Genomic DNA, 23,705 nt, shown 5'->3' on the forward strand with positions numbered 1-23,705 from the left:
GTGAGCGCCACGGACCACCTCGCCCGAGCCCGGGAGCTCCTCGCCGCGCACCCCGTCGTCGACGGGCACAACGACCTCCCCTGGGCGCTGCGCGAGCAGGTCCGCTACGACCTCGACCGGCGCGACCTCGCCGCCGACCAGAGCGCCACGGGCCTGCACACCGACCTGCCGCGGCTGCGCGCGGGCGGCGTGGGGGCCCAGTTCTGGTCCGTCTACGTCCGCAGCGACATGGCCGGCGACGACGCCGTCAGCGCCACGCTCGAGCAGATCGACGTCGTACGGCAGCTGGTCGAGCGCCACCCGGCGGACCTGCGCCTGGCACTGACCGCCGACGACATGGAGGCGGCGCGGGCCGAGGGCCGCATCGCCTCGCTGATGGGCGCCGAGGGCGGCCACAGCATCAACTGCTCGCTGGCCACGCTGCGCGCCCTGTACCAGCTGGGCGTGCGCTATATGACGCTCACCCACAACGACAACATCCCGTGGGCGGACTCGGCGACCGACGTGCCCGCGGCCGGCGGCCTGACGCGCTTCGGCGAAGAGGTCGTCCGCGAGATGAACCGCGTCGGCATGCTGGTCGACCTCTCGCACGTCGCGCCCGGCACGATGCGGGACGCGCTGCGGGTCAGCGAGGCGCCGGTGATCTTCTCGCACTCCTCCGCGCGCGCCGTCTGCGACCACCCGCGCAACGTCCCCGACGACGTGCTCGGCTCCCTCGCCGCGAACGGCGGCGTGGCCATGGTGACGTTCGTGCCGAAGTTCATCCTGCCGGAGGCGGTCGACTGGACCCGGGCTGCGGACGAGAACATGCGCGCCCACGGCCTGCACCACCTCGACACCACCGCCGGCGCCATGGCCGTGCACCGCGCCTTCGAGGCGGAGCATCCGCGTCCGCGCGCCACGGCCGCGACGGTCGCCGACCACCTCGACCACATGCGCGAGGTCGCGGGCATCGACCACATCGGCATCGGCGGCGACTACGACGGCACGGCGTTCACCCCGGAGGACCTGCCGGACGTCGCCGGCTACCCCCACCTGATCGCGGAACTGCTGCGGCGCGGCTGGTCCGACGCGGACCTGGCGAAGCTCACCTGGCAGAACGCGGTGCGGGTGCTGCGGGCCGCGGAGGACGTGGCCCGGGGCCTCGCCACGGTGCGCGGTCCCTCGGTCGCGACGATCGAGCAGCTGGACGGTACCGGCGCCTGAGAGGTGCCCCGGTCCCCCCCAGCGGTGGCTGGGGGAGGGACCGGGGTCCGGGGCGGAGCCCCGGTACTACGCCTGCGGGCGGCCCATCGCGCGGTACGACCAGCCCGCGGCACGCCATACCGCCGGGTCGAGCGCGTTTCGGCCGTCAAGGATGCGGGGCACCGCCACGACCTCCTTCAGCGGGGCCGGGTCCAGCTCCCGGAACTCGGCCCACTCGGTCAGGTGCAGCACCACGTGCGCCCCCCGGCACGCCTCGAGCGCGCTCGGCGCGTAGGCGAGGGTGGGGAAGAGCCGGCTGGCGTTGTCCATGCCCTTGGGGTCGTAGACCGTCACCTGGCCGCCCTGGAGGTGGATCTGGCCGGCGACGTTGAGCGCGGGCGAGTCCCGTACGTCGTCGGAGTCCGGCTTGAACGTCGCGCCCAGCACCGCGACGCGCTGCCCGAGGAAGCTGCCGCCCACGGTCTCGCGGGCCAGCTCGACCATGTGGGCGCGGCGGCGCATGTTGATGGAGTCGACCTCGCGGAGGAAGGTCAGGGCCTGGTCGGCGCCCAGCTCGCCGGCGCGGGCCATGAAGGCGCGGATGTCCTTCGGCAGGCAGCCGCCGCCGAAGCCGACGCCGGCCCGCAGGAACTTCTTGCCGATGCGCTCGTCGTGGCCGATCGCCTCGGCCAGCTTCACCACGTCGCCGTCGGCGGCCTCGCAGACCTCGGCCATGGCGTTGATGAACGAGATCTTCGTGGCGAGGAAGGAGTTGGCGGCCGTCTTGACCAGTTCGGCGGTGGGGTAGTCGGCGACCACGAACGGCGAGCCCTCGCTCACCGGCGTCGCGTAGACCTCGCGCAGCACCTTCTCGCCGCGCTCGCCGGCGACGCCCACGACGATGCGGTCCGGGTGCAGGGTGTCCTCGACGGCGAAGCCCTCGCGCAGGAACTCCGGGTTCCAGGCCAGCTCGACGTCGGAGCCCGCCGGGGCCAGGGTGGCCAGCAGCTCCGCGAGCCGGGCGGCGCTGCCGACCGGCACGGTCGACTTGCCGACCACCAGCGCGGGGCGGCGCAGCAGCGGGGCCAGCGAGGCGAAGGCGCTCTCGACGTAGGACATGTCGCAGGCGTACTCGCCGTGCTTCTGCGGGGTGTTCACGCAGACGAAGTGCACGTCGCCGAAGTCGGCGACCTCCTGCCAGGACGTCGTGAAGCGCAGCCGCCCGGTCGAGCCCTCGAGCCCGGCGACGTGCTTGCGCAGCAGCTCCTCCAGCCCGGGCTCGTACATCGGGACCTCGCCGCGCGAGAGCGTCTCGATCTTCTCGGGCACCACGTCCAGTCCCAGCACCTCGAACCCGAGTTCGGCCATGGCCGCGGCGTGCGTGGCGCCCAGGTAACCGGTGCCGATCACGGTGATCTTGAGGGCCATGCGGTACTCCATGTGCTGACTCGTGGTGCTGGCTGTGCCCACCTGCCGGATTGCGTTGCCCGAGCATAGTCGGGCCATGGTCGGGAAGGCTCCAGGGGAGATCTCCCGCTGTCGGCAAGCTCACGTATCGGCCCCGCGGGGGGCGCCCCTAGAATCGGGGTTACTAAACGGTAGTTAACTCTCTGGGGAGTACGCCTTGGCGGGAAACAAGGACTTCGATCTGTACCGGCCGTCCGAGGAGCACGACGAGCTCCGCAAGGTCGTGCGCTCGCTCGCCGAGGCGAAGATCGGGCCGTTCGCCGCCGAGGTCGACGAGGAGGGCCGCTTCCCGCAGGAGGCGCTCGACGCGCTCGTCGCGGCCGACCTGCACGCCGTGCACGTCCCGGAGGAGTTCGGCGGTGCGGGCGCGGACGCGCTCGCGACCGTCATCGTGATCGAGGAGGTCGCACGGGTGTGCGCCTCCTCCTCCCTCATCCCGGCGGTCAACAAGCTCGGCTCGCTGCCGGTCGTGCTGTCCGGCTCGCAGGAGCTGAAGAAGCAGTACCTGACCCCGCTCGCCAAGGGCGACGCGATGTTCTCGTACTGCCTGAGCGAGCCCGACGCGGGCTCCGACGCCGCCGGCATGAAGACCAAGGCCGTCCGCGACGGCGACCACTGGATCCTCAACGGCGTCAAGCGCTGGATCACCAACGCCGGCGTCAGCGACTACTACACGGTCATGGCCGTCACCGACCCGGAGAAGCGCAGCAAGGGCATCTCCGCCTTCGTCGTCGAGAAGTCGGACGAGGGCGTCTCCTTCGGCGCCCCCGAGAAGAAGCTCGGCATCAAGGGCTCGCCGACCCGCGAGGTCTACCTCGACAACGTCCGCATCCCCGCCGACCGCATGATCGGCGAGGAGGGCACCGGCTTCGCCACGGCCATGAAGACCCTGGACCACACCCGCATCACCATCGCGGCCCAGGCCCTCGGCATCGCCCAGGGCGCCCTCGACTACGCCAAGGGCTACGTCCAGGAGCGCAAGCAGTTCGGCAAGCCGATCGCCGACTTCCAGGGCGTCCAGTTCATGCTCGCCGACATGGCCATGAAGCTGGAGGCGGCCCGCCAGCTCACCTACGCCGCCGCGGCGAAGTCCGAGCGCGTCGATGCCGACCTGACCTTCTTCGGCGCCGCCGCCAAGTGCTACGCCTCCGACGCCGCCATGGAGATCACCACGGACGCCGTCCAGCTCCTCGGCGGCTACGGCTACACCCGTGACTACCCCGTCGAGCGCATGATGCGCGACGCGAAGATCACGCAGATCTACGAGGGCACCAACCAGATCCAGCGCATCGTGATGGCGCGCAACCTCCCGTAACCCTTTCCGCGCGCGAACGGCCCCCCGCGTCCACCGCGGGGGGCCGTTCGCCGTTTCCGGTGGCGGCGCGGCCGGGCGCGGGTGAAGGTGGGTCACGGGGGTGTCCGTACTGCCAGGGAGGCGACGCGTCATGCCCGAGGTAACCGAGCCCTACGTTCCCGGTACGCCCTGCTGGGTGGATCTCGTGGTCCCCGACCAGCGGGAGGCACTCGACCTCTACCGGGACCTGTTCGGCTGGCAGGGGGAGCCCGGGCCGCCGGAGACCGGGGGGTACGCGGTGTGCACCCTGAACGGCAAGGCCGTGGCGGGGATCATGACCTCGATGGCCCAGGAGGGCGGGTCCAAGCCGCCGCCCGCGTGGACCACCTACCTGGCCGTCCCCGACGCCGACGAGGCCGTGCGCAAGGTCAGGGAGAACGGTGGTACGCCGCTGATGGACCCGATGGACGTCCTCCAGCTGGGCCGGATGGCCGTCGTCGCGGACTCCACGGGCGCGGTGTTCGGGCTGTGGCAGGCGGGGGAGTTCTCCGGCGCCGAAGTGGTCAACGAGCCCGGCTCGGTGGTGTGGAACGAGCTGAACACCGCCGACCCGGAGGCGGCGGCCACCTTCTACGAGGAGGCCCTGGGGCTGACGGCCACCACCATGAAGGAGGCGCCGGGGTACTTCTCCCTCAAGGCCGCCGACCGGGCGGTCGGCGGCATGCAGGACCTGGAGAACGCGCCCCCCGGCTCGCCCTCCCACTGGCTGACGTACTTCTCCGTCGACGACACCGACAGCACCGTCGACGCCCTGACCAGGGCCGGCGGCTCGGTGCTCAAGCCGCCGGCCGACATGGTGGCGGGCCGGATGGCCGTGGTGCAGGACCCGCAGGGCGCGGTCTTCGCCCTCATCACCCCGACCCCGATGACGTCGTAGCCCGGCCGCGCCCCCGCGGGCGTCACTTGTCGGTGACGGTGACCTTCTGGTCCTTCTTCAGCTGCTCGAAGAGCTGCTTGGCCTTCACCGTGTCCCACTTGACGGCCACGCCGTCGCTGCGCGTGGGGAAGTTGGGGTTGGCGATCGGCACCGTCATCTGCTGCCCGTCGCCGCCCGTGACGCCCTTCATCGCCCAGAACATGTCCATCAGGTCCCACAGCCCCATGTCCTTGTCGACGATGAGCGTGTCGAGGCCGGAGCCGATGACGGGGTAGAGGCGGAACGGGTTGAGGATCGTGGCCGGGGAGGCCGCCTGCTTGGCGAGCGTGTTCAGGAACTTCTGCTGATTGCGCATCCGGCCCAGGTCCTGGTCGGCCTCCTGGTGGCGCTGGCGGACGAACGCCAGCGACTGGGCGCCGTCCAGCTCCTGGCAGCCCGCCTTGAAGTCCGCGCCCGAGTCCCGGTCCTTCAGCGGCTTGTCCAGGCACATCTCCACACCGCCGAGCGCGTCCACGAGGTTGCGGAAGCCGCCGAAGCCGATCTCCGCGTAGTGGTCGATGCGCAGCCCGGTGTTGTACTCGATGGTCTGCGCCAGCAGCTCCGGGCCGCCGTCCGCGTACGCCTGGTTGAGCTTGTGCGTGGCGGCGGGGAACTTCTTGCCCGACTGCTTCCCCGTGAAGGCGGGGATCGTGACGTAGGAGTCGCGCGGCAGGCTCAGCATCGTGGTGCCGTTGTCACCCGTGTGCAGGATCATCATCGAGTCGGTGCGCTTGCCGTCCGCCGACCCGGTGTGCAGGTCCTTCTTGTCCTGGTCGGACAGGCCCTCGCGGCTGTCGGAACCGACGATCAGGTAATTGGTGCCCTCACCCGCCGGCGGCCGCTCCTGGACCTTGCTCAGGTCGACCTCGCGGCGCAGCTTGCCGTCGGCCCAGAAGTACGTGCCGATGGAGACGGCCAGCAGCGCGGTGACGAAGACGATCGCGCCGATCTTGATGCGCTTGCGCCAGTTCGGCGCACCGGTGCGCGGCCCGCGGGCGCGACCGCCGCCGGCCCCGGAGCCACCGCCCGGACCGGCGGGGGAGCCGGCGCCGGGACCGTAGACCTGACCGGCGCTGTAGCCGTCGTGGTCCCGGGGGCCGGGGTGGCCCTGCGGGGGGTGGGAGTCGTAGCCCTGGGGCGGGCGGTACTGCGGCGGCGGGCTGTCGCGCCGGATGTGCGGCAGGGCGCGGGCACTCTCCGGCTCGGCGCTGGTGCTGCCGCGACCGTACCGCTCGCGGCGGTCGTGGGTCCGCCCTTCGGGCCAATCGTTCATGGGTTTGAGTGTGCCTGGCGGGACGCTCCCGCTCACAGGGGATGCACGGGATCGGGGCAGTGCTGTTGCAGAGCTGATGCAAATCCCGCCCGGCGTGGCGGCCCCGCATACAGTGGAGGACATGAGCAATGAGGACCGGAGCCCGGAGTCGGACATACCCGGGAAGCCGACGTCGGCTGCCCGCACGACGCTCTCCCACATCATGACCGGCAGCGACACCAATCTGCTGGGCACCGTCCACGGCGGCGTGATCATGAAACTGGTGGACGACGTCGCCGGCGCCGTCGCCGGACGGCACTCCGGCGGCCCCGCGGTCACCGCCTCCATGGACGAGATGGCCTTCCTGGAGCCGGTCCGGGTGGGCGACCTCGTCCATGTGAAGGCGCAATGCAACTGGACCGGCAGGTCCTCCATGGAGATCGGCGTGCGGGTGCTCGCCGAGCGGTGGAACGAGTCGACCCCCGCCGTCCAGGTCGGCAGCGCCTATCTGGTCTTCGCCGCGGTCGACGAGGACGGCAAGCCCCGGCGCGTGCCGCCGGTGCTGCCCGAGACGGACAAGGACCGGCGGCGCTACCAGGAGGCGCAGATCCGCCGCACGCACCGGCTCGCCCGGCGCCGCGCGATCATGGAGCTGCGCGAGCAGCGCGCCGCCGAGGGCTTCGAGGACTGACCCCCGCCCCGCCGGCTACGCGCTCTCCGGGCAGACCACCTGGTCGCCCGTGACCACCGGGATGCCCCCGCTCCGCGGGTGCGGCGGTTCCTGCGCCCGTACCGGGTGCACCCCGGCGAAGTCCGCCCCCAGCGTCACCCGCATCATCGGCCCCTGTCCGGGCACCGCGCGCAGCCGCGCGCCGGGCAGCGCGGCGGCCACCGAGCGCACCGAGCGGTCCCAACGCGGGTCGTAGGCGATCACCGTGTGCTCCGCGGTGGGGTGCCGGGCGTCGGTGGGCAGGCCCGTGGTGGCGAAGCCCGTGGCGCGCAGCGCCTGGTCGGCCGTGCGGGCCAGGCCGTCGCGGCCGCTGCCGTTGAGGACCTGGACGCGCACCTGCTCGGGGGCCACCTCGACGACCGTGGGGGGCTGCTCGCCCGCCCTGGCCGGCGGCTTGGCGTCGGCCGCCCGGTGCGGGGCGCGCGGGGCGGCGTTGACGGGGCGGTCCTCGCGCAGGGCCCTGAAGAGCCTGGCCGCCTCCGCCTCGTCCCACTTCACCGTCGAGCCGACGTGCGGCACGGGGAAGTTCGCGACGGCGATCGGCACGGAGGTGAACTCCGCCGAGGCGGGCGTCAGGTTCCGCATGGCCTGGCCGAGCCCGATGAGCTCGTCGGTGCCGAAACCCCGGTCGGCGCGGACCGAGCCGATGACGGCGGAGGCGACGTCCTGGAACTTCACCGGGTTCAGCAGCACCCCGCCGCTGGCCGCCTTGTGCACGAGGGAGGCGAGGAACCGTTGCTGCCGCTGCATCCGGCCCAGGTCCGCCGCCCCGTCCAGGTGCCGGGAGCGTACGTACTGCAGGGCCTGCCCGCCGTCGAGGTTGCTGGTGCCGGCCGGCAGGTCGAGCCCGGTGTAGGCGTCCTTCAGCGGCCGCACCGTGCACACCTGCACGCCGCCCACCGCGTCGACGGTCTGCATGAAGCTGGTGAAGTCGACCTCCATGTAGTGATCGACGTGCACCCCGGTCAGGCGCTCCACCGAGCGCACGGTCAGCCCGGGGCCGCCCTCCGCGTACGCCGCGTTGAGCTTGACGGCATGGGCGGGGCGGATCCTGCCGGTCTCGTCCCTGCGCTCGGGGATCTCGGTGTAGGTGTCGCGCGGCAGGCCGACCACGGTGGCCCGGTCGCGGTCGGCGGAGAGGTGGACGAGCATCACCGTGTCCGTGCAGTGGCAGGGGGCGCCGCCCAGGCGGTAGCGCCGCCGCTCCTCCTCGGTGATCTTGTCGCGGCCGTCGGTGCCGACGAGCAGCACGTTCATGCCCCGGCCGCCGCCGGGCCGGTCGGAGAGCCCCTCGAAGGCGTCCACGCGGCCGATGCCGTCCCCCAGCCCGGTGACCACCGCGTGCCCGATGCCGCCCGTGCCCAGCACCGCCACCGCCGCGCCCGTGGCCAGCCGCTTGCCCCAGTGCGCACGCCGGGAGGGCCGGTGCCGGGTCGTGCGCTGACGGGAGGAGCGGGCCGGTGCGGTCACTTCGAGACCTCCGCGACGAGCGGTCGGAACACGGGGGAGACAACTGCGCAGAAAGTGCGAACACCGTAGGCCCATACGATGAACTGTCTGCGGCCCCACGCCGTCCACAGCGCCCCGGCCACCCGGGCGGGGCGGGACCCTGTCCCCCATTGGCGGTAACGTGACGGACGTTTCCACCGACCGCCGGGGGGTGCCCCCGACCGCCGTCCCCCCGAGGAACCATGCCCGATCAGCAGCTGCCCGCCGTTTCCGTGATCATGCCGGTGCTCAATGAAGAGCGGCATCTGCGCACCTCCGTGCGACACATCCTGGAGCAGGAGTATGCCGGTGAGCTGGAGGTGGTCATCGCCCTCGGACCGTCCACCGACCGCACCGACGAGATCGCCGCGGAGCTGGTCCGGGAGGACTCCCGGGTCCATACCGTGCCGAATCCGACGGGTCGCACCCCTGCCGCCCTGAACGCGGCGATCAAGGCATCGCGTCACCCGATCGTGGTACGCGTCGACGGCCACGGCATGCTCTCCCCGGACTACATCGCCACCGCCGTGCGGCTCATGGACGAGACCGGCGCCCAGAACGTGGGCGGCATCATGCACGCCGAGGGCGAGAACGACTGGGAGCGGGCCGTCGCGGCCGCCATGACCTCGAAGATCGGCGTGGGCAACGCGGCGTTCCACACGGGCGGCGCGGCGGGCCCCGCCGAGACCGTGTACCTGGGCGTCTTCCGGCGCGAGGTGCTCGAGCGGCAGGGCGGGTACAACGAGGAGTTCATCCGCGCCCAGGACTGGGAGCTGAACTTCCGCATCCGTGAGGCCGGCGGCCTGATCTGGTTCTCGCCGGAGCTCAAGGTCTCCTACCGGCCCCGGCCCAATGTCCGGGCCCTGGCCAAGCAGTACAAGAACTACGGGCGCTGGCGGCACGTCGTCGCCCGCTACCACCAGGGCTCGATCAACCTGCGCTACCTGGCGGCCCCGGCCGCCGTCCTCGCCATCGCGGCGGGCGTGGTGGTCGGCGTGGCCCTCACGCCGTGGGGCCTGATCGTGCCGGCCGGGTACCTGGCGGCCATCACGGCCGGCTCGGTGCCCGCGGGCAAGGGGCTGCCCGCCGGGGCGCGGCTGCGCATCCCCCTGGCGCTGGCGACGATGCACATGTCGTGGGGCTTCGGCTTCCTCACCAGCCCGCGCTCGCTCGCCAGGAAGGTCATCGCCAGCCGCCGGCCGGCGGTCCGGGCGGAGCGGTAGAAAAGGAACCGCCCGGGGGCGGGCCCCCGGGCGGCACGGTCGTCCGGCGCTAGAAGCGGTTGAGCGTGTTGACCTTCATGCAGGCCGACCTGTCGTCGCCGTTGAGGGGGTCGGAGCTCTCGGGGGCCTTGTTGTCCCCCTTGCCGTCGGCCTTCTTCTCGCCGCCCTTGCCGTCCTTGGCGTCCTTGGCGTCCTTGCCGTCGTTCCCGCCCGGCGCGGCGGACGGGCCGGCGGCCGGCTCGTCGCCCTCGGGCTTGGGGTAGGCCGTGCCCTTGCGCCAGTCCCCGCCGACGACCAGCGTGATCTGCTGGACCTCGGGGGAGTGGCGCACCGCGCTCTCCGGCAGCCCGAGGGCCTTGGCCACCGCCAGGGCGTCACCGCGCTGCGTGGCCCTCGGATAGGTGATCGTGGTGTCCGCCTGGGCCCGGGGCGTGGAGTCCGAGGTGGCCTTGGCGAAGCCCTCCTTGACGAGGAAGGCGGCGATGTCCGAGCCGCGGCCGGTGGCCGGGGGCTCCACGGCGGTGCCGGTGCCGTTGAACACCGTGACCGCGATCTCCGACTTACGGGTGACCGGGACGGTGGGCGGCGGGCTCTTGTCGTCCTTCTTCTTGTCCTTGCCGTCCAGCGCGATGTCGTTGCGGACGAGCGAGAACAGCTTGTCGGAGTCGCCCGGCTTGGGCACCACGTGCGCGTCCGGGTTCTGCGGGTCCGTCGCCCACGGCATGGTCGTCATGGTGATCCGGCTCGAGGGCACCCGCTTGATGTCGTTGCCGAGCTCGTAGAGGGCCTTGACCGAGCCGAGGTCCTTGTCGACGGTGAGCGCCCTGGTGGCCGCCTCGGCGAGGCCGGTGAGCTGGCCGGGGTCGGTGAGCTTGGTGCCGGCCTTCAGCTGGCGCACCATCGCGTTCATGTACATGTGCTGGGCGTGGGTGCGGCCGATGTCGCTGCCGTCCTCGAAGCCGTGCCGGGTGCGCAGCCACTGCAGGGCCTGCTTGCCCTTGATGGTGTGCGTGCCCTTGGTCAGCCGCAGGCCGGACTTGTCGTCGTAGACGTTGGCGTCCACGCAGACCGGCACCCCGCCGACCGCGTCCGCCATGTTCACCACCCCGGCGAAGTCGATCATCATGAAGTGGTCGATGGGGATGCCGGTGAGCTCCTCCCACGTGGCGACCGTGCAGCCGGGGCCGCCGTTGCCCAGGCTGGTGTTGATGATCTGCCGGTCGGTGCCCTTGTAGACCTTGCCGCTCTCGGGGTCGGTGCACTTGGGGATGGTCACCCGGGTGTCGCGCGGGACGCTGATGACCGACATGTTGCTGCGGTCGGCGGAGACGTGCACCAGCATCTGGACGTCGGCGAGCGGGGGGCGGTCGGCGTCGTCGCGGGCGCCGCCGAGGGCGACGTTCTCCTTGCTGCCCCGGCTGTCGGAGCCCAGGATCAGGATGTTCAGCGGGCGCTGGCCCTCGGCGTTGGCGGCGCTGCGGTCGAGCTGCTTGTCGCCGAGGTTGAGCTTGTTCTTCTTGATGTTGCTGTTGAGGTGCTCGTAGTAGAAGTACCCCGCGGCGGAGACCCCCAGGATGAGGAGGGAGAGGCCGAGCGCGGTCCAGCGGGCTATGCGCCCGATGCGGCGGCGGCGCGCGCCGCCGCCGGATATGGAGCCCGACCCGCCGCCGGACCCCGCGCCCTCGGACTCCTTGGCGCCCTGGCCCTCCTCGGAGCCGTCCGCCCCGGACGCGGCGGAGCTCTTCGCGGCCTGCGCGTCCTTCGCACCCTTCGAGCCCTTGGACTCCCCGGATTCCCCGGACTGCTGGGCCTCGTCGGCCCGTTCCCCCCGCACGCCGCTGCTCTGCCGCATCGGGCCTCCCCTGAATGGTGCGTCCGGCCCGATGGGCAGGCGTGATGTAACCGAAGTCGTACCTGATGAGTATTACTGGCTAATGAGATGCGAAAGGCCGTTCGTGGGGTTCACTTCGCGCAGATGTTGTTATCGTCCGCTTCGACCTTCTGGATCCCCTCGGGCGCCTTGTCCGGGGCCGAGACCGGGGTGCCGGCGCCCTTGAAGTCCGCGCCGAGCGTGAGCTTCATCTCCGCCGTGGGCGCCGCGTCGCCCGAGCCCTGCTTCAGGGCGTCCGCGGGCAGCCCCATCGCCTCCGCGAGCCGACGGGCCTGGTCGGCCTGGTTGGGGGCGAACTCCAGGACGGTCTTGTCCTTCTTCCCGCCCGTGGCGTTGCCGCCGTTGCTGGTGCGGACCATGCCCTTGGAGTTCTGCATCCAGCTGACGGTCTCACCCGCGGCACCGACCTTGCCGCTGCCGTTGAACACCTTGACCCGTACGTTCGCGGGCTCGGCCTTCGGGCCCTCCAGCAGCGCCGCCTGCTTGGCGTCGGCCTGCTCCTGGGCCTTCTTCTCCTTCTCCTTCACCTCGGTGAGGGAGACGTCCTGGCGGACCATGGCGAAGAGGGGCTCGGCCTTCGCCTTGTCCAGAACGACCGTCTTGTGCACCTTGCCCTCGGCGGGGTTGTCGATGACGGGCACGGTCGCGAAGGTGATGTTCTTCAGGTTGACCTTGCTGAGCTCCTTGGCCAGGGCGGTCAGCTTGGACACGGAGCCTATGCCGGTGTCGACGGTGAGCGAGTTGGTCGCGGCGTCGGCGAGGTTGTAGAGCTTCTTGGGGTTGGTGAGGGTGTCGCCGGCCTTCATCTTCCGGATCATCGAGCTCAGGAACTGCTGCTGCAGCTCGATCCGGCTGAGGTCGCCGCCGAAGCCCACGGAGTGCCGGGTCCGCACGAACGCCAGGGCCTGCTCGCCCTCGACCGTGTGCCGCCCCTTGCCCAGCTTCAGGTGCGAGTCGGGGTCGTTGATGTCCTTGGCCAGGCACACCTCGACGCCGCCGACCGCCGAGGACAGCTTCTTGACGGCGTTGAAGTCGGCCATCATGAAGTGGGTGACCTTCAGGCCCGTCAGCTGCTCGACCGTCCGCCAGGTGCAGCCCGGGTCACGCTCCTCCTGGCCCAGGCTCTCGTTGAAGCGGACGCCCTTGGAGCCGGGGATGGTCCTGGTGGTGCCGCCCTTCTTGGTGGGGCAGGCCGGGATGTCCGTGATCATGTCGCGCGGGATGGACAGCGCGGTGGCGTTCGTGCGGTCCTCGGAGACATGGAACAGCAGCGTGGTGTCGGCGTGCCCGACGCTGCCGTCGTCGCCGTAGCCGGTGTTGCCGTCGCCCGAGCGCTTGTCGGTGCCGATGATCAGGATGTTGACCGGGCCCTTGGTGACGGCGTCGTTGTTGATGCCGACGTCGACCTTGTCGATGTTGTTGTTGAAGTGCTGGTAGAGCAGGTAGCCGCCGACCGAGGTGACGACCAGCACCACGCCGACCGTGCCCCCGGTCCACATCAGGGCCTTCTTCTTCACGGACTTCTTCGGCTTCGGCTTGCGCCGGCCCGTGGTCGCCTTGGCCGCGCCGGCCCGCCGGGTGCCACCGGTGCCGCGCTGTCCGGGCACGCTGCGCCCGCCGCCCGGCTTCGGCTTCTGCCGGGGCGATGCCGAAGGTCTGGCGGCGGCCCTGGGAGCGGAAGGCGTCGCGGCGGTGCCGGTCGCGGACGGCGCCACCGGTTCCCCGTCATGGTCAAGGCGCAGCTCGTAGCTGCCCGTTTTGGGATCGAACACCCACTGGTCGGCGGGGTCGATGCCGCCCGCTCGCCCACGGCCTTGCGCGTCCACGGTCGCTTGAATCCTCCGTCGGTGCCACGCGGCGCCTACCCCCCTGAGGCGCTCGAATGTCGTCTGTGCAGTGCGCGGTCAGCCGGCCGTGCGCACCGGATCGCTCACACTATCCGCCCAGTTCAGCGTCGAGCGACACCGGTGACAAATTGCACTCCCCTACAACTGGGCAATCTGCCCAATCCCTTCGCGGGGACGGATGTTGCAACGAACATCGGCACGAAAAGGTTTCTGCACCTTTTGCCGATTTTATTGGCGTTCTTTATGCGCGGGTCAGTCGCAGACGCCGCGTGCCGCGGTGGTGCCTTCGTAGGTGGGCGGCGTGGTGGGGAGGGGGGAACCGGAGCCGGAAGGAGAGGGGGTCGGGGGCGGGGCCGTGGCCGGCGAGGGCGGCGCCGGGGACTCGTAGTCCCCTTGCGGCCCTTCGCCGCTCTCCGGCTCCTCGGGCTCCGGCTCGATCGCGGGCCGGCGGCCGCCCGGCTTGCTGTCGGCCGGCCGGACGTGCGCGCTCACCGACACCGGCCGGTCCATGCGCAGCTGTTGGAAGAGCTGGTCCGCGTCCGGCTGCACGAGCTCGTCGCGGGCGCTGTTGTACGGGTACGGGCGGCGCGGCACCGTCAGGAACTGGACGCGCTCGGTGGGGATGTCCCGTACGGTCCGCACGAGGTTGTACATCTTCTTGAGAGTGTCGAGCCCGGCGTCCGTGGTCAGGGACTTGGTCGCCGCGTCGAGCACCGGGTAGAGCCGCGCCGGGTTGAGCAGCACGCCCTCGCTCTGCATCTCCCGCACCAGCGAGCCCAGGAACTCCTGCTGTCGCCCCATCCGTTCGGTGTCGCTGCCGTCCCCCAGGCTGTAGCGGGCCCGGACGAATCCGAGCGCTTCCTCGCCGTGCAGCACCTGACGGCCGGCGTTCAGCCGCAAGTGGGCCTCGCGGTCGTCCACGGGCCGCTTCAGGCACACTTCGACGCCGTCGATCGCGTCCACCAGCTGCTTGAACCCACTGAAGTCCAGCACGATGTGATGGTCGATCCGGATCCGGGTGATGTTCTCCACGGTCCGGATGGTGCACGCGGTGCCCGCGAGCTCGTAGGCCCAGTTGAACTGCGCGAACCGCTCATTGGTGTAGCTGCCGTCGGGCCGCCGGCAGCTGGGGATCTTCGCCATCAGGTCGCGGGGGAGGCTGACGGCGGTGGCGCTGTTCCGGTCGGCGGCCACGTGCAGCAGGATCGTGGTGTCCGAGCGCTGGCCGCCGCCGTCCTCGCCGTACTTGCCGTTGCCGGGGCCGCTGCGGGTGTCGGAGCCGATGATCAGAATGTTCTGGGCGCCGCTGACCAGCGCGCTGGGGCGCTCCTTCTCCCAGCGGCGCAGCTCCTCGGCGGTCTCGGTGTCGGTGGTGATGTTGCTGTCGAGCCGCTCGTAGAGCACCCAGCCGATCCCGGCGACCGTGAGCAGCAGGACCGCCGCGCCCACCACCAGCCGGCGCAGCCACAGCCGGCGCCGCCCCGTGCGCCGTCCCGGCGCGGGCGGTCGGCCGGGCGGGCCCCCGGCGAAGGGGCCGCCCGGCCGGCCGGGGCTGCCAGGGCGGTAGGTCACGGCTGCGCTGCGTCCCTCCTGCGCTCGGTCGGCGGCGTGCGCGCTGCGGCGCGTGTACGCACGTACTGCCGATCATCGCCCGGGTGCGGCGCTCCGGCAGCGTCAGAGGGCCGTCACGGTGACGCGCTCGCTCTCGCGGCGCTTGTCCAGGCCGCCGCCGGAGAGGCGGTCGAGGTTGCGGCACAGCACGACGGAGCCGCCCGCGGCGAGCGGGGCGTAGAGCCCGGCGGACAGGCCCTCCCAGTTGTCGTACGGCAGCCCCGACAGCAGCCGCGAGCCCGGGCCGAGGCCGTGCTGGTGGGCGTCGGTGCGGGCCTTGTCCACCAGCTGCGCGCCCGTCAGCTCCAGGCCGCCCACGACGAGCGCGGGCGCGTGGGGGTCCACGGGTACGAACGGGGCGAACCGGTCGCCCTGGGCGGGCACCTCGACGGCGTAGTCGGCGAACCCGGCCGGCGGCTGCGGGAAGCGGCCGCCCAGGGGGCGCAGGGCGAGCGCGACGCGCTCACCGGAGCAGGCGCGCGCTTCCTCCAGCGTGTCCGGCCCGCTGACGACCAGATCGGCGCCGGCCGCGTCGCCCCCCACCTCGGCGACGACGCCGACGGAGGAGCAGGCCAGCAGCCAGACGGCGGTCTGCCAGTGCGCGGGCAGCAGCAGGGCGAGCCGGTCGCCGGGCGCGGCGGCGAGGTCGCCCTGGAGCAGATTGGCGGTCTTCGCCACCCAATTGGCGAAGGTGGCCACGGACAGTTCCACGCGCTCGCCGGTGGCGTCGTCGTAGAAGGTCACGAGCGGGCGGGCCGGGTCCGCGGCGAGCGCGGAACGCAGCAGGTCGGCAGGGGTGCGATCGGTGGCGTTCATCGGCGTCAGGGTACGCGGCGGGGGCCGCGGCGGTCAGCCGCGCGACCGGGTCCCGGGGCCCGCGGGCCCGACTCGCCGTCAGTTTAGGAATGGACATATTTGTCCAGTTATGCCCAGGATTTCAGGCATGCGTGGAATTCTTGTCTCCTCGACGGTCACCGCCTGCGCCGCCGCGCTGACCCTGCCGCTCCTCGCCGCCCCCTCCGGAGCCTCTCCCGGCGCCACCGACGGAGCCTCAGGTCGCGCTTCCGCCACGCCGTCCGTCGCCAGCAAGCACGCGGTGCCGGGCGCCACCCACTCGCTGCGCCTCGTGCCGCTCGGCCCCACGCGCCGGGTCGCCGGGCACCTGCGGCGCAGCGGGGCACAGGGGCTGCCGCCCCGCGTGGTCGCCCCCTTCTCGCTGGTCGGCATCGTCTGGGACGACGCCACCACCGAGCTGCACGGCCGGGCACAGGTGCGTACGCGCGCGGCGGGCACCACGACCTGGTCGGGCTGGCAGGACGTCCACACGCACGTCGACGACCGCCCCGACCTCGACTCGCCCGAGGCCCGCCGCGGCAGCCTGCGCGGCTCCACCGCCCCCCTGTGGGTGGGCGCCTCGGACGGCGTCCAGGTCCGGGTCAGGCCCGACGCCACGGCCGGCCGGACCTCCGACAAGCAGGCCCTGCCCTCCGGGCTGCGCGTCGAGCTGGTCGACCCCGGCAAGGACCCCGCCCCCCACGGCCGGAAGCGGGCGGCGCGCCGGCACGCGCCGGCGCCCTCCGAGGAGGAGACGGCGAGCTCGGCCGTCAACCGCCCGCTGGCGCCGCTGGGCGCGCTCGAGATCCCGGCGGCGGACAAGGCGGAGTCGGAGAAGGACATCGAGGCCACGCGCGTGGAGACCACGGGCGTCCCCGACGGCCGGTCGACGGGCGACACGGACCCCGAGGGCGTCCTGGACAACGAGACCCCGGAGGCGTCCGACGAGTCCTCCCCCGAGGCGCCGCCCGAGTCCTCCCCGGAAGCCACCCCCGCCATCACCCCGGAGGCGTCCCCGGAGGCATCGCCGGAGACGGCTCCCGGGACCGGCGGCGACCTCACGGACGCCGCCGAGCCCCCCGCGGTCCACTACGTCGGCCCGCGCCCGCGCATCGTCACCCGGGCCGGCTGGGGCGCCGACGAATCGATCCGCGAGCGGGGCTTCCCGTACTCCAGGACCGTGCGCGCCGCCTTCGTCCACCACACGGCCTCCGGCAACAGCTACCGCTGTGCGCAGTCCGCCTCCGTCATCCGCGGTATCTACCGCTACCACGTGGTGAGCAGCGGCTGGCGGGACCTCGGGTACAACTTCCTCATCGACAAATGCGGCACGGTGTACGAGGGCCGGGCAGGCGGTGTGGCGAAACCCGTCAGAGGCGCCCATACTCTCGGTTTCAACACCAACAGCATGGGCATCGCCGTGCTCGGATCCTTCGGGAGGAGCGACCCGCCGACCGCAGTGGTGAACGCTCTGGCCCGGCTGACCGCCTGGAAGCTCGGCCTCTACGACGTCAACCCGCTCGGGACCGCGTCCCTGGTCTCCGGCGGCGGAAACCTCTACAAGAAGGGCACCTCTGTCAGGCTCAAGGTCATCTCCGGACACCGCGACGGCTACGCCACCGCCTGCCCGGGTGACCGCCTCTACAACCGGCTCGGCGCCGTCCGCGCCGCGGCGGCCCGGCTCCAGGGCCGCTGACCGGGCGGAGCGGAGCCTCACGTTCTGCATACACTGGCCGCCGATCACGGCCCGGCCCCAGCAGGAAAGCAGAGACAGACACCTTGACTTCTTCGTCAGAAGCGATCCTCCTGGTCGGCGGCAAGGGAACCCGGCTGCGCCCGCTCACGGTGCACACGCCCAAGCCGATGGTTCCGGCGGCGGGCGTCCCGTTCCTCACCCACCAGCTCGCGCGGGCCCGTGCCGCAGGGATCGAGCACATCGTGCTCGCCACGTCCTACCTGGCGGAGGTCTTCGAGCCGTACTTCGGCGACGGCTCCGCCCTGGGCCTGCACCTGGAGTACGTCACCGAGGTCGAGCCCCTCGGCACGGGCGGCGCGATCCGCAACGTCGCCTCCCGCCTCCACTCGGCCCCCGACGAGCCGGTGCTGATCTTCAACGGCGACATCCTCACGGGCCTGGACATCGAGGCGCTCGTGCGGACCCACCGCACCAGTGGGGCGGACGTCTCCCTCCACCTGACCCGGGTCGAGGACCCGAGGGCCTTCGGCCTGGTGCCCACGGACGCCACCGGCAGGGTCACGGCCTTCCTGGAGAAGCCCCAGACGCCCGAGGAGATCGTTACCGACCAGATCAACGCCGGCGCGTACGTCTTCAACCGCTCCGTGATCGACACGATCCCGGCGGGCCGCCCCGTCTCCGTGGAACGCGAGACGTTCCCCGGCCTCCTGGCGGCCGGCGCCCACCTCCAGGGCATGGTCGACTCCACCTACTGGCTGGACCTCGGCACCCCCCAGGCCTTCGTGCGCGGCTCCGCCGACCTGGTCCTGGGCCGCGCGCCGTCCCCGGCGGTCCCCGGCCGCTGCGGCGACCGGCTGGTCCTCGACGGCGCCGACGTGGCCCCCGACGCCAAGCTCATGGGCGGCACGGTCATCGGCGCCGGGGCCCGCGTCGAGCCGGGCGCGCGCGTCGACGGCAGCACCGTCCTGGACGGCGCGGTCATCGAGGCCGGGGCCCACGTCCGCGACTCCCTCGTCGGCGCGGGCGCCCGCATCGGCGCCCGTACGGTCCTGGACGGCGCGGTCATCGGCGACAACGCCCACGTCGGCCCCGACAACGAACTGCGCGCGGGCGCCCGCGTCTGGTGCGACGCACAGATCCCGCAGGGCGCGATCCGCTTCTCGTCGGACCAGTAGGCCCAGGACGTACCCTGGCCGAATGGCCACCCGCACCTGGGTACCGCCCGGCGGCGGCCCGTACGACCTGCGACGCACCCTGGGCGTCCTGGCACGCGGCCCCGGCGACCCGGCCTACCGCACGACACCGGACGGCTCCCTCTGGCGTGCCTCACGCACCCCCGAGGGCCCGGGCACGCTGCGCCTGACGGCGCACGACGGCCAGGTCCACGCCGAGGCGTGGGGCCCGGGCGCCGACTGGCTCCTGGAACACCTGCCCACCCTCCTCGGCGAGTCGGACGCCCCGGCGGCCTTCACCCCCCGCCACCGCCTGGTCCACGAGGCGCACCGCCGCAACCCGGGCCTGCGGCTGGCCCGTACCGGGCTGGTCCTGGAGTCGCTGATCCCCTCGATCCTCGAGCAGAAGGTCACCAGCGACGAGGCGTACCGCGCCTGGCGCCTGCTGCTCCAACGCCACGGCGAACAGGCGCCGGGCCCGGCCCCCGGGGGCCTGCGCGTGATGCCGGACCCGGGAACCTGGGCGCTGATCCCCTCCTGGGAGTGGCACAAGGCGGGCGTGGACGCCAAGCGCTCGGCGACGATCATCCGCGCGGCCCGCGCGGCGGCACGCCTGGAGGAGACCGCGACGATGGACGGGCCCCAGGCGTCGGCCCGCCTCCAGCTGATCCCGGGCATAGGCCCGTGGACGGCGGCGGAGACCCTCCAACGCACCCACGGCGCGGCGGACGCGGTGACGGTCGGGGACCTCCACCTGCCGCGGATCGTCGGCTACGCCCTGACCGGATTCCGCGGGGCGGACGACGCGGCGATGCTGGACCTGCTGGCGCCGTACGAGGGCCAGCGGTACCGGGCGTGCCGCCTGATCCTGCTGAGCGGCGTCACCCTGCCACGGCGGGCTCCCCGCTTCTCGGTGCGCAACTTCAGCCACATGTGAGGGGGCCGGGTGCGGGCCGGTGGTCGGTTTGTGCCCACCCGTTCCGCCCTGCGGAACGATTGCCCACAAACCGCCGGCTAGCGCACCGCGATGAACGCCGACGCGTCCCGCGGGGCCCGGTCCGGGGGAGGGGCGGCAGGGCGGCCGACCGCGATCGCGCCCATCGGGTCCCATCCCTCCGGGAGGGCCAGGACCTCCCGTACCACCTCACGGCAGAACATCGTCGACGAAACCCAGGCCGACCCCAGCCGCTCACCCGCCAGCGCCACCAGGAAGTTCTGCACGGCGGCCCCCGCCGCCACCACGAACATCTCCCGCTCCGCCGCCGACCGCCGCGCGTCGGGGTACGTGTGCGACCCCTCCATCACCAGGCACGGCACCACCAGGTACGGCGCCTTCCGCAGCACATCGCCCCGCCGCACCCGCTTGGCGATGCTCTCCTCCGAGCGCCCGTCCGCCCGCAGGTCCGCGATCCACGCGTCCCGCATGGCGTCCAGCAACTGTCCCCGCGCCGCCTCGGACTCGAGCAGCACGAACCGCCACGGCGTCGTGTGGTGCGGCGCCGGCGCCGTCACGGCGGCGGCCACGGCCCGCCGCACCGCCCCCGGATCGACCGGGTCGTCGGTGAACTCCCGTACCGTCCGCCGCAGCGATACCGCTTCGCGCACCGCCTCCGACGTCCCCAGCCGGAACATGTCGTCCTCGGCGGGGCGCACCAGCCACCGTGCGCCCACCTCCTCCTCTTCCCGCGCGCCGGCCACGACGTGCTCCAGGCCCCGCACCACGGCCACCGGCAGGCCGGCGGCCTTGCCCTTGACCAGGTCGCCGGCCGCGGCCAGCTCGTCGACGGTCGCCACGACGGTGGCGACGAGCGGGTTGCCGTACGCGTCCACGCCCCCGCGCAGGTCGTCGGCGACCCGCACCCCGGCCGCGCCGAGCGCGAAGTCCGTGACGCCCTTGCGCCAGGGCCGCCCGGCGGTGTCGGTGATGACGACGCCCACGTCCACGCGGAGGGTGTCCCGCAGGCCGTCCCGGATCCGCCGCGCGGAGGCGTCGGGGTCCTCGGGCAGCAGCAGCACGGTACCGGCGGCGGTGTTGGAGGCGTCGACGCCGGCGGCGGCCATGACCAGGCCCAGCCGGTTCTCGACGATGCGCAGCGGACCGCGCCGGGCCACGAGCCGCACCGACTCGGCGTCGATCGCGGCCTCGCGGTCCGCGGCGGCGAGGATGCGCCCCTCGGCCTTGCTGACGATCTTGGAGGTGACGACCAGGACGTCACCGTCGACGAGACCGGGCGTCCCGTCCGCGCCGGCGGCCGCCGCGATGATCTTGACGAGGTCGTCGCCGGGCCGCACCTCGGGAATGCCGGGCAGCGCCCAGACCCGGTAGGAGGGAAGCGTGCTCACCGCCGTACCTCCTCGGCGAGCGCCAGCGCCTCGCGGGCCATGGCGGCCGTCGCCTCGACGTCGGTCATCATCAGCGGTACGGCCCGGCACCGGATCCCGGCGTCCTCGACCTCGGCCACGGCGCCCGCGTCGACGGAGTCGACCAGCCACCCGTCGAGCAGCCCGGAGCCGTAGTGCCGGGCGACGGCCGCGGCCGTGGCCTCGACGCCGACGGCGGCGAGCACCTTGTCGGCCATGCCCCGCACGGGCGAGCCGCCGACGATGGGGGAGAGCCCGACGACGGGGGCCCCGGCGTCCGCGACGGCCTCCCGGATGCCCGGCACGCCCAGGATGGTGCCGACGCTGACGACGGGGTTCGACGGCGGGAAGAGGATGACGTCCGCCTCGGCGATGGCCTCCAGCACGCCGGGCGCCGGCTTGGCCTGCTCCGCGCCGACCGGGATGATCGCGTGGGCCGGCACGGAGGCGTGCATCCGGACCCAGTACTCCTGGAAGTGCACGGCCTTGCGTCCGCCGTCGCCTTCCGGGTCGTCGATCAGTACGTGCGTCTCGACGCGGTCGTCGCTCATCGGCAGCAGCCGCACCCCGGGCCGCCACCGCGCGCACAGCGCCTCGGTGACGGCGCTGAGCGGGTAGCCGGCGCCGAGCATCTGCGTACGGACGATGTGGGTGGCGAAGTCGCGGTCGCCGAGCCCGAACCATTCTGGGCCGACGCCGTAGGCGGCCAGCTCCTCCTTGACGGCGAAGGTCTCCTCCGCCCGCCCCCACCCCTGTTCCTCGTGGATGCCACCGCCGAGCGTGTACATCACGGTGTCGAGGTCGGGGCAGACCTTGAGCCCGAACAGGTGGATGTCGTCACCGGTGTTGCCGATGACGGTGATCTCCGCGTCGGGGACTGCTGACATGAGGCCACGGAGGAAGCGGGCGCCCCCGATCCCGCCGGCCAGAACCACAATGCGCTGCATGCTTGCAGTCTGTCAGCAGCGGCCCCCGGCTCCGCAGAAGGGCCCGCTCTAGCGGGCGTCGCCCACCGTGCCGCAGTGCGCGTGCGGCGTCCGCACAGGCGAGGCGACTCCCTGATACGCGTCCGGCCGGTGCATGGGCATCTCGGTCAGCCCGGGGAAGTAGACGTGCAGGCTCACGGCGGGCTCGAGAGAGTCGTTGACGATCTCGTGGACGTAGCCCGGCGCGAAGACCCGCTGCGCGCCGGCGCCCAGCGCGCGCGACGGGCGCCGCCCGTCGCCGGTGCGCTCGGTCAGCTCGCCCCGCAGGACGGTCAGCACGCCGGAGGAGCGGCCGTGGTCGTGCAGTCCGCTGCCCTGCCCGGGGACCCAGCTGAGCAGCCAGACCTCGTAGCCGGGGCCGGTGCGCAGCCGGTGGTACCAGCGGCTGGCGGCGTCGTAGCGCACGAGCGGGGCCCAGGCGGCGGTGTCGGCGGCCAGGGAGCGGGCCAGGCCGGCGAACTCGGCGACGGTGGCGGGGTGGGCGGCGGGCGGCGGCATCAGGTGCGGGACGGCGAGCGGGTCGCCGGCGATCTGGACGTCGCTGTTCATGTGGGTGGGTTCCTCGGCGGTGTGCGGGCGGCGGCACGGGGCTGGCGGGAGCCGTGCCGGGCGGGAGCAGACAGGAAGGGGGCGGCATGGGGGCACGTACGCACCGGCGACGGGCGCGAGCCCGGCGGTGACGGCAGAACCGGAAGGCCCCGGAGGGGCGGAGGATCAGCTGGAGCGGAAGCGTCGCGGCATCAACAGCTGGAACAGCGACAGCGCGCCTGGACAGCACAGCGGGACCCGTAGGCACGGGTCAGGCTGAGAGTCCCCATGGCAGAGGCCAGGGGAAGCGAGGTCGCTGGCATGCGAACAAGGAGACCGGCTCGATGCGCCTGTGTCAACCGAGTGTCCGTTTTGGTGCCGTTTTCTCACTCGTCCGGTTAATGAGTGGGGCAAAAGGTTTGTGTCTCGGAGTGTGCGGACAGTGGGGCGGCGAGCGGAGTCGTAAACATCGTTCTGTCCCCGTGTGGGCGGGGATGGCCCAGAGCCCACTGCAACGGCTCTGCCACGCGTCGCGTCCTCTTCTGTGAGCGGGAGGGACGGGACGCTTGTGGCGAGTGAGAGAAGTGTCCACTCTTGTGGCGGTTTGGCAACTTTCCGCTCAGCCTTGGTTCCGCAGAGTGAATAAGGGGCCCAATAGCAGATCCCGGCTTGACTGCCCCGGATCGGCGCACTTGTAATTTCACTCGTGTCGTTCTGCCGCATCCGACGCGCGGCAGCACACGGGGACGCAATGACAGACGAGGGGCGCACATGACCGAGCTGTTCCAGCAACTGCTGGTCGAGGAGGCGGACGAGGAGCTCGGCTGGCAGGAGCGCGCGTTGTGCGCTCAGACCGACCCCGAGTCCTTCTTTCCCGAAAAGGGCGGATCCACACGTGAGGCGAAGAAGGTCTGCCTCGCCTGTGAAGTCCGTTCCGAGTGCCTGGAATATGCCCTTGCCAACGACGAACGCTTCGGAATCTGGGGCGGTTTGTCCGAACGCGAACGCCGCCGCCTGAAGAAGGCCGCGGTCTGAGACCGGCTTCATGATCTGACGAGATGTCTTATCGAGGACCGGTCAAGGGGACTGAGGGGCTGTCGGCTCCACCCACTCCCGCAGCACGATTCATACCGCACGGTCCGCCTCTCGCGCCCCGCAAGCGAG

General features: G+C 72.3%; 19 protein-coding genes. 9 read left to right on the forward strand and 10 right to left on the reverse strand.

Features of this window, described 5'->3' with window-relative positions:
- The gene (locus tag ABZ956_RS15015; protein WP_361892359.1) at positions 1-1,206 is read left to right on the forward strand and encodes a dipeptidase; all 1,206 of its coding nucleotides are present in this window, start codon (positions 1-3) and stop codon (positions 1,204-1,206) included.
- Positions 1,207-1,272: 66 nt separating this feature from the next.
- Here the strand turns inward: ABZ956_RS15015 and ABZ956_RS15020 are convergent, their stop codons facing one another.
- Positions 1,273-2,613, reverse strand: coding sequence for a UDP-glucose/GDP-mannose dehydrogenase family protein (locus tag ABZ956_RS15020; protein ID WP_361892485.1), 1,341 nt, complete (start codon positions 2,611-2,613; stop codon positions 1,273-1,275).
- A 196-nt stretch (positions 2,614-2,809) separates the two neighbouring features.
- On the opposite strand from ABZ956_RS15020, the gene ABZ956_RS15025 reads away from it, so the two are divergent.
- Both ABZ956_RS15025 and ABZ956_RS15030 read left to right on the forward strand, forming a co-directional pair.
- Complete coding sequence (locus tag ABZ956_RS15025; RefSeq protein ID WP_361892362.1) at positions 2,810-3,967, forward strand: acyl-CoA dehydrogenase; 1,158 nt, start codon at positions 2,810-2,812, stop codon at positions 3,965-3,967.
- A gap of 130 nt (positions 3,968-4,097) precedes the next feature.
- Positions 4,098-4,883 (forward strand): VOC family protein, encoded by a 786-nt coding sequence (locus tag ABZ956_RS15030; protein WP_361892365.1) that lies wholly within the window; start codon positions 4,098-4,100, stop codon positions 4,881-4,883.
- Positions 4,884-4,905: 22 nt separating this feature from the next.
- On the opposite strand, the gene ABZ956_RS15035 is transcribed toward ABZ956_RS15030, so the two are convergent.
- On the reverse strand, positions 4,906-6,195 hold the full coding sequence (locus ABZ956_RS15035; RefSeq protein ID WP_361892368.1) for an LCP family protein: 1,290 nt from the start codon (positions 6,193-6,195) through the stop codon (positions 4,906-4,908).
- 121 nt (positions 6,196-6,316) lie between these two features.
- Here ABZ956_RS15035 and ABZ956_RS15040 point away from each other — a divergent pair, with 121 nt between their 5' ends.
- Positions 6,317-6,865: an acyl-CoA thioesterase gene (locus tag ABZ956_RS15040; protein WP_361892371.1), complete on the forward strand. Its 549-nt coding sequence runs from the start codon at positions 6,317-6,319 to the stop codon at positions 6,863-6,865.
- A gap of 15 nt (positions 6,866-6,880) precedes the next feature.
- Here the strand turns inward: ABZ956_RS15040 and ABZ956_RS15045 are convergent, their stop codons facing one another.
- The gene (locus ABZ956_RS15045) at positions 6,881-8,374 is read right to left on the reverse strand and encodes an LCP family protein (protein WP_361892373.1); all 1,494 of its coding nucleotides are present in this window, start codon (positions 8,372-8,374) and stop codon (positions 6,881-6,883) included.
- Between the two features lie 221 nt (positions 8,375-8,595).
- Between ABZ956_RS15045 and ABZ956_RS15050 the strand changes: the two genes are divergently transcribed.
- Positions 8,596-9,615: a glycosyltransferase family 2 protein gene (locus tag ABZ956_RS15050; protein WP_361892376.1), complete on the forward strand. Its 1,020-nt coding sequence runs from the start codon at positions 8,596-8,598 to the stop codon at positions 9,613-9,615.
- 49 nt (positions 9,616-9,664) lie between these two features.
- Here the strand turns inward: ABZ956_RS15050 and ABZ956_RS15055 are convergent, their stop codons facing one another.
- From ABZ956_RS15055 to ABZ956_RS15070, 4 genes are all read right to left on the reverse strand, one after another.
- Positions 9,665-11,467: an LCP family protein gene (locus ABZ956_RS15055; RefSeq protein WP_361892378.1), complete on the reverse strand. Its 1,803-nt coding sequence runs from the start codon at positions 11,465-11,467 to the stop codon at positions 9,665-9,667.
- Between the two features lie 110 nt (positions 11,468-11,577).
- Positions 11,578-13,332 carry an LCP family protein gene (locus ABZ956_RS15060; protein ID WP_361892381.1) on the reverse strand — a complete coding sequence of 585 codons (1,755 nt, stop codon included), beginning with the start codon at positions 13,330-13,332 and terminating at the stop codon, positions 11,578-11,580.
- A gap of 273 nt (positions 13,333-13,605) precedes the next feature.
- Entirely contained in the window at positions 13,606-14,925 is a 1,320-nt protein-coding gene (locus ABZ956_RS15065) for an LCP family protein (protein WP_361892384.1), read from the reverse strand.
- A gap of 102 nt (positions 14,926-15,027) precedes the next feature.
- Positions 15,028-15,780, reverse strand: a complete 753-nt coding sequence (locus ABZ956_RS15070; protein ID WP_361892387.1) for a TIGR03089 family protein — start codon at positions 15,778-15,780, stop codon at positions 15,028-15,030.
- 127 nt (positions 15,781-15,907) lie between these two features.
- On the opposite strand from ABZ956_RS15070, the gene ABZ956_RS15075 reads away from it, so the two are divergent.
- The 3 genes from ABZ956_RS15075 (at position 15,908) to ABZ956_RS15085 (ending at position 19,603) form a co-directional block, all read left to right on the forward strand.
- The gene (locus ABZ956_RS15075; protein WP_361892390.1) at positions 15,908-17,494 is read left to right on the forward strand and encodes an N-acetylmuramoyl-L-alanine amidase; all 1,587 of its coding nucleotides are present in this window, start codon (positions 15,908-15,910) and stop codon (positions 17,492-17,494) included.
- Between the two features lie 83 nt (positions 17,495-17,577).
- A complete protein-coding gene (locus tag ABZ956_RS15080) occupies positions 17,578-18,669 on the forward strand; it encodes an NDP-sugar synthase (protein WP_361892393.1) in 1,092 nt (363 codons plus the stop codon).
- A gap of 22 nt (positions 18,670-18,691) precedes the next feature.
- Positions 18,692-19,603, forward strand: a complete 912-nt coding sequence (locus ABZ956_RS15085) for a DNA-3-methyladenine glycosylase 2 family protein (RefSeq protein WP_361892396.1) — start codon at positions 18,692-18,694, stop codon at positions 19,601-19,603.
- 77 nt (positions 19,604-19,680) lie between these two features.
- On the opposite strand, the gene ABZ956_RS15090 is transcribed toward ABZ956_RS15085, so the two are convergent.
- From ABZ956_RS15090 to ABZ956_RS15100, 3 genes are read right to left on the reverse strand one after another with little or no spacing between them, the layout of a single operon-like run.
- Positions 19,681-21,009, reverse strand: coding sequence for a coenzyme F420-0:L-glutamate ligase (locus ABZ956_RS15090; protein WP_361892399.1), 1,329 nt, complete (start codon positions 21,007-21,009; stop codon positions 19,681-19,683).
- Positions 21,006-21,974 (reverse strand): 2-phospho-L-lactate transferase, encoded by a 969-nt coding sequence (cofD, locus tag ABZ956_RS15095; RefSeq protein ID WP_361892402.1) that lies wholly within the window; start codon positions 21,972-21,974, stop codon positions 21,006-21,008. The genes ABZ956_RS15090 and cofD overlap by 4 nt, the downstream gene beginning before the upstream one ends.
- 48 nt (positions 21,975-22,022) lie before the next feature.
- On the reverse strand, positions 22,023-22,562 hold the full coding sequence (locus ABZ956_RS15100) for a cysteine dioxygenase family protein (protein ID WP_361892405.1): 540 nt from the start codon (positions 22,560-22,562) through the stop codon (positions 22,023-22,025).
- 750 nt (positions 22,563-23,312) lie between these two features.
- On the opposite strand from ABZ956_RS15100, the gene ABZ956_RS15105 reads away from it, so the two are divergent.
- Entirely contained in the window at positions 23,313-23,576 is a 264-nt protein-coding gene (locus ABZ956_RS15105; RefSeq protein WP_004952403.1) for a WhiB family transcriptional regulator, read from the forward strand.
- The last annotated feature ends 129 nt before the right edge of the window (positions 23,577-23,705 follow it).

The organism is Streptomyces sp. NPDC046261 (genome assembly GCF_040646235.1).
GTDB lineage: Bacteria > Actinomycetota > Actinomycetes > Streptomycetales > Streptomycetaceae > Streptomyces.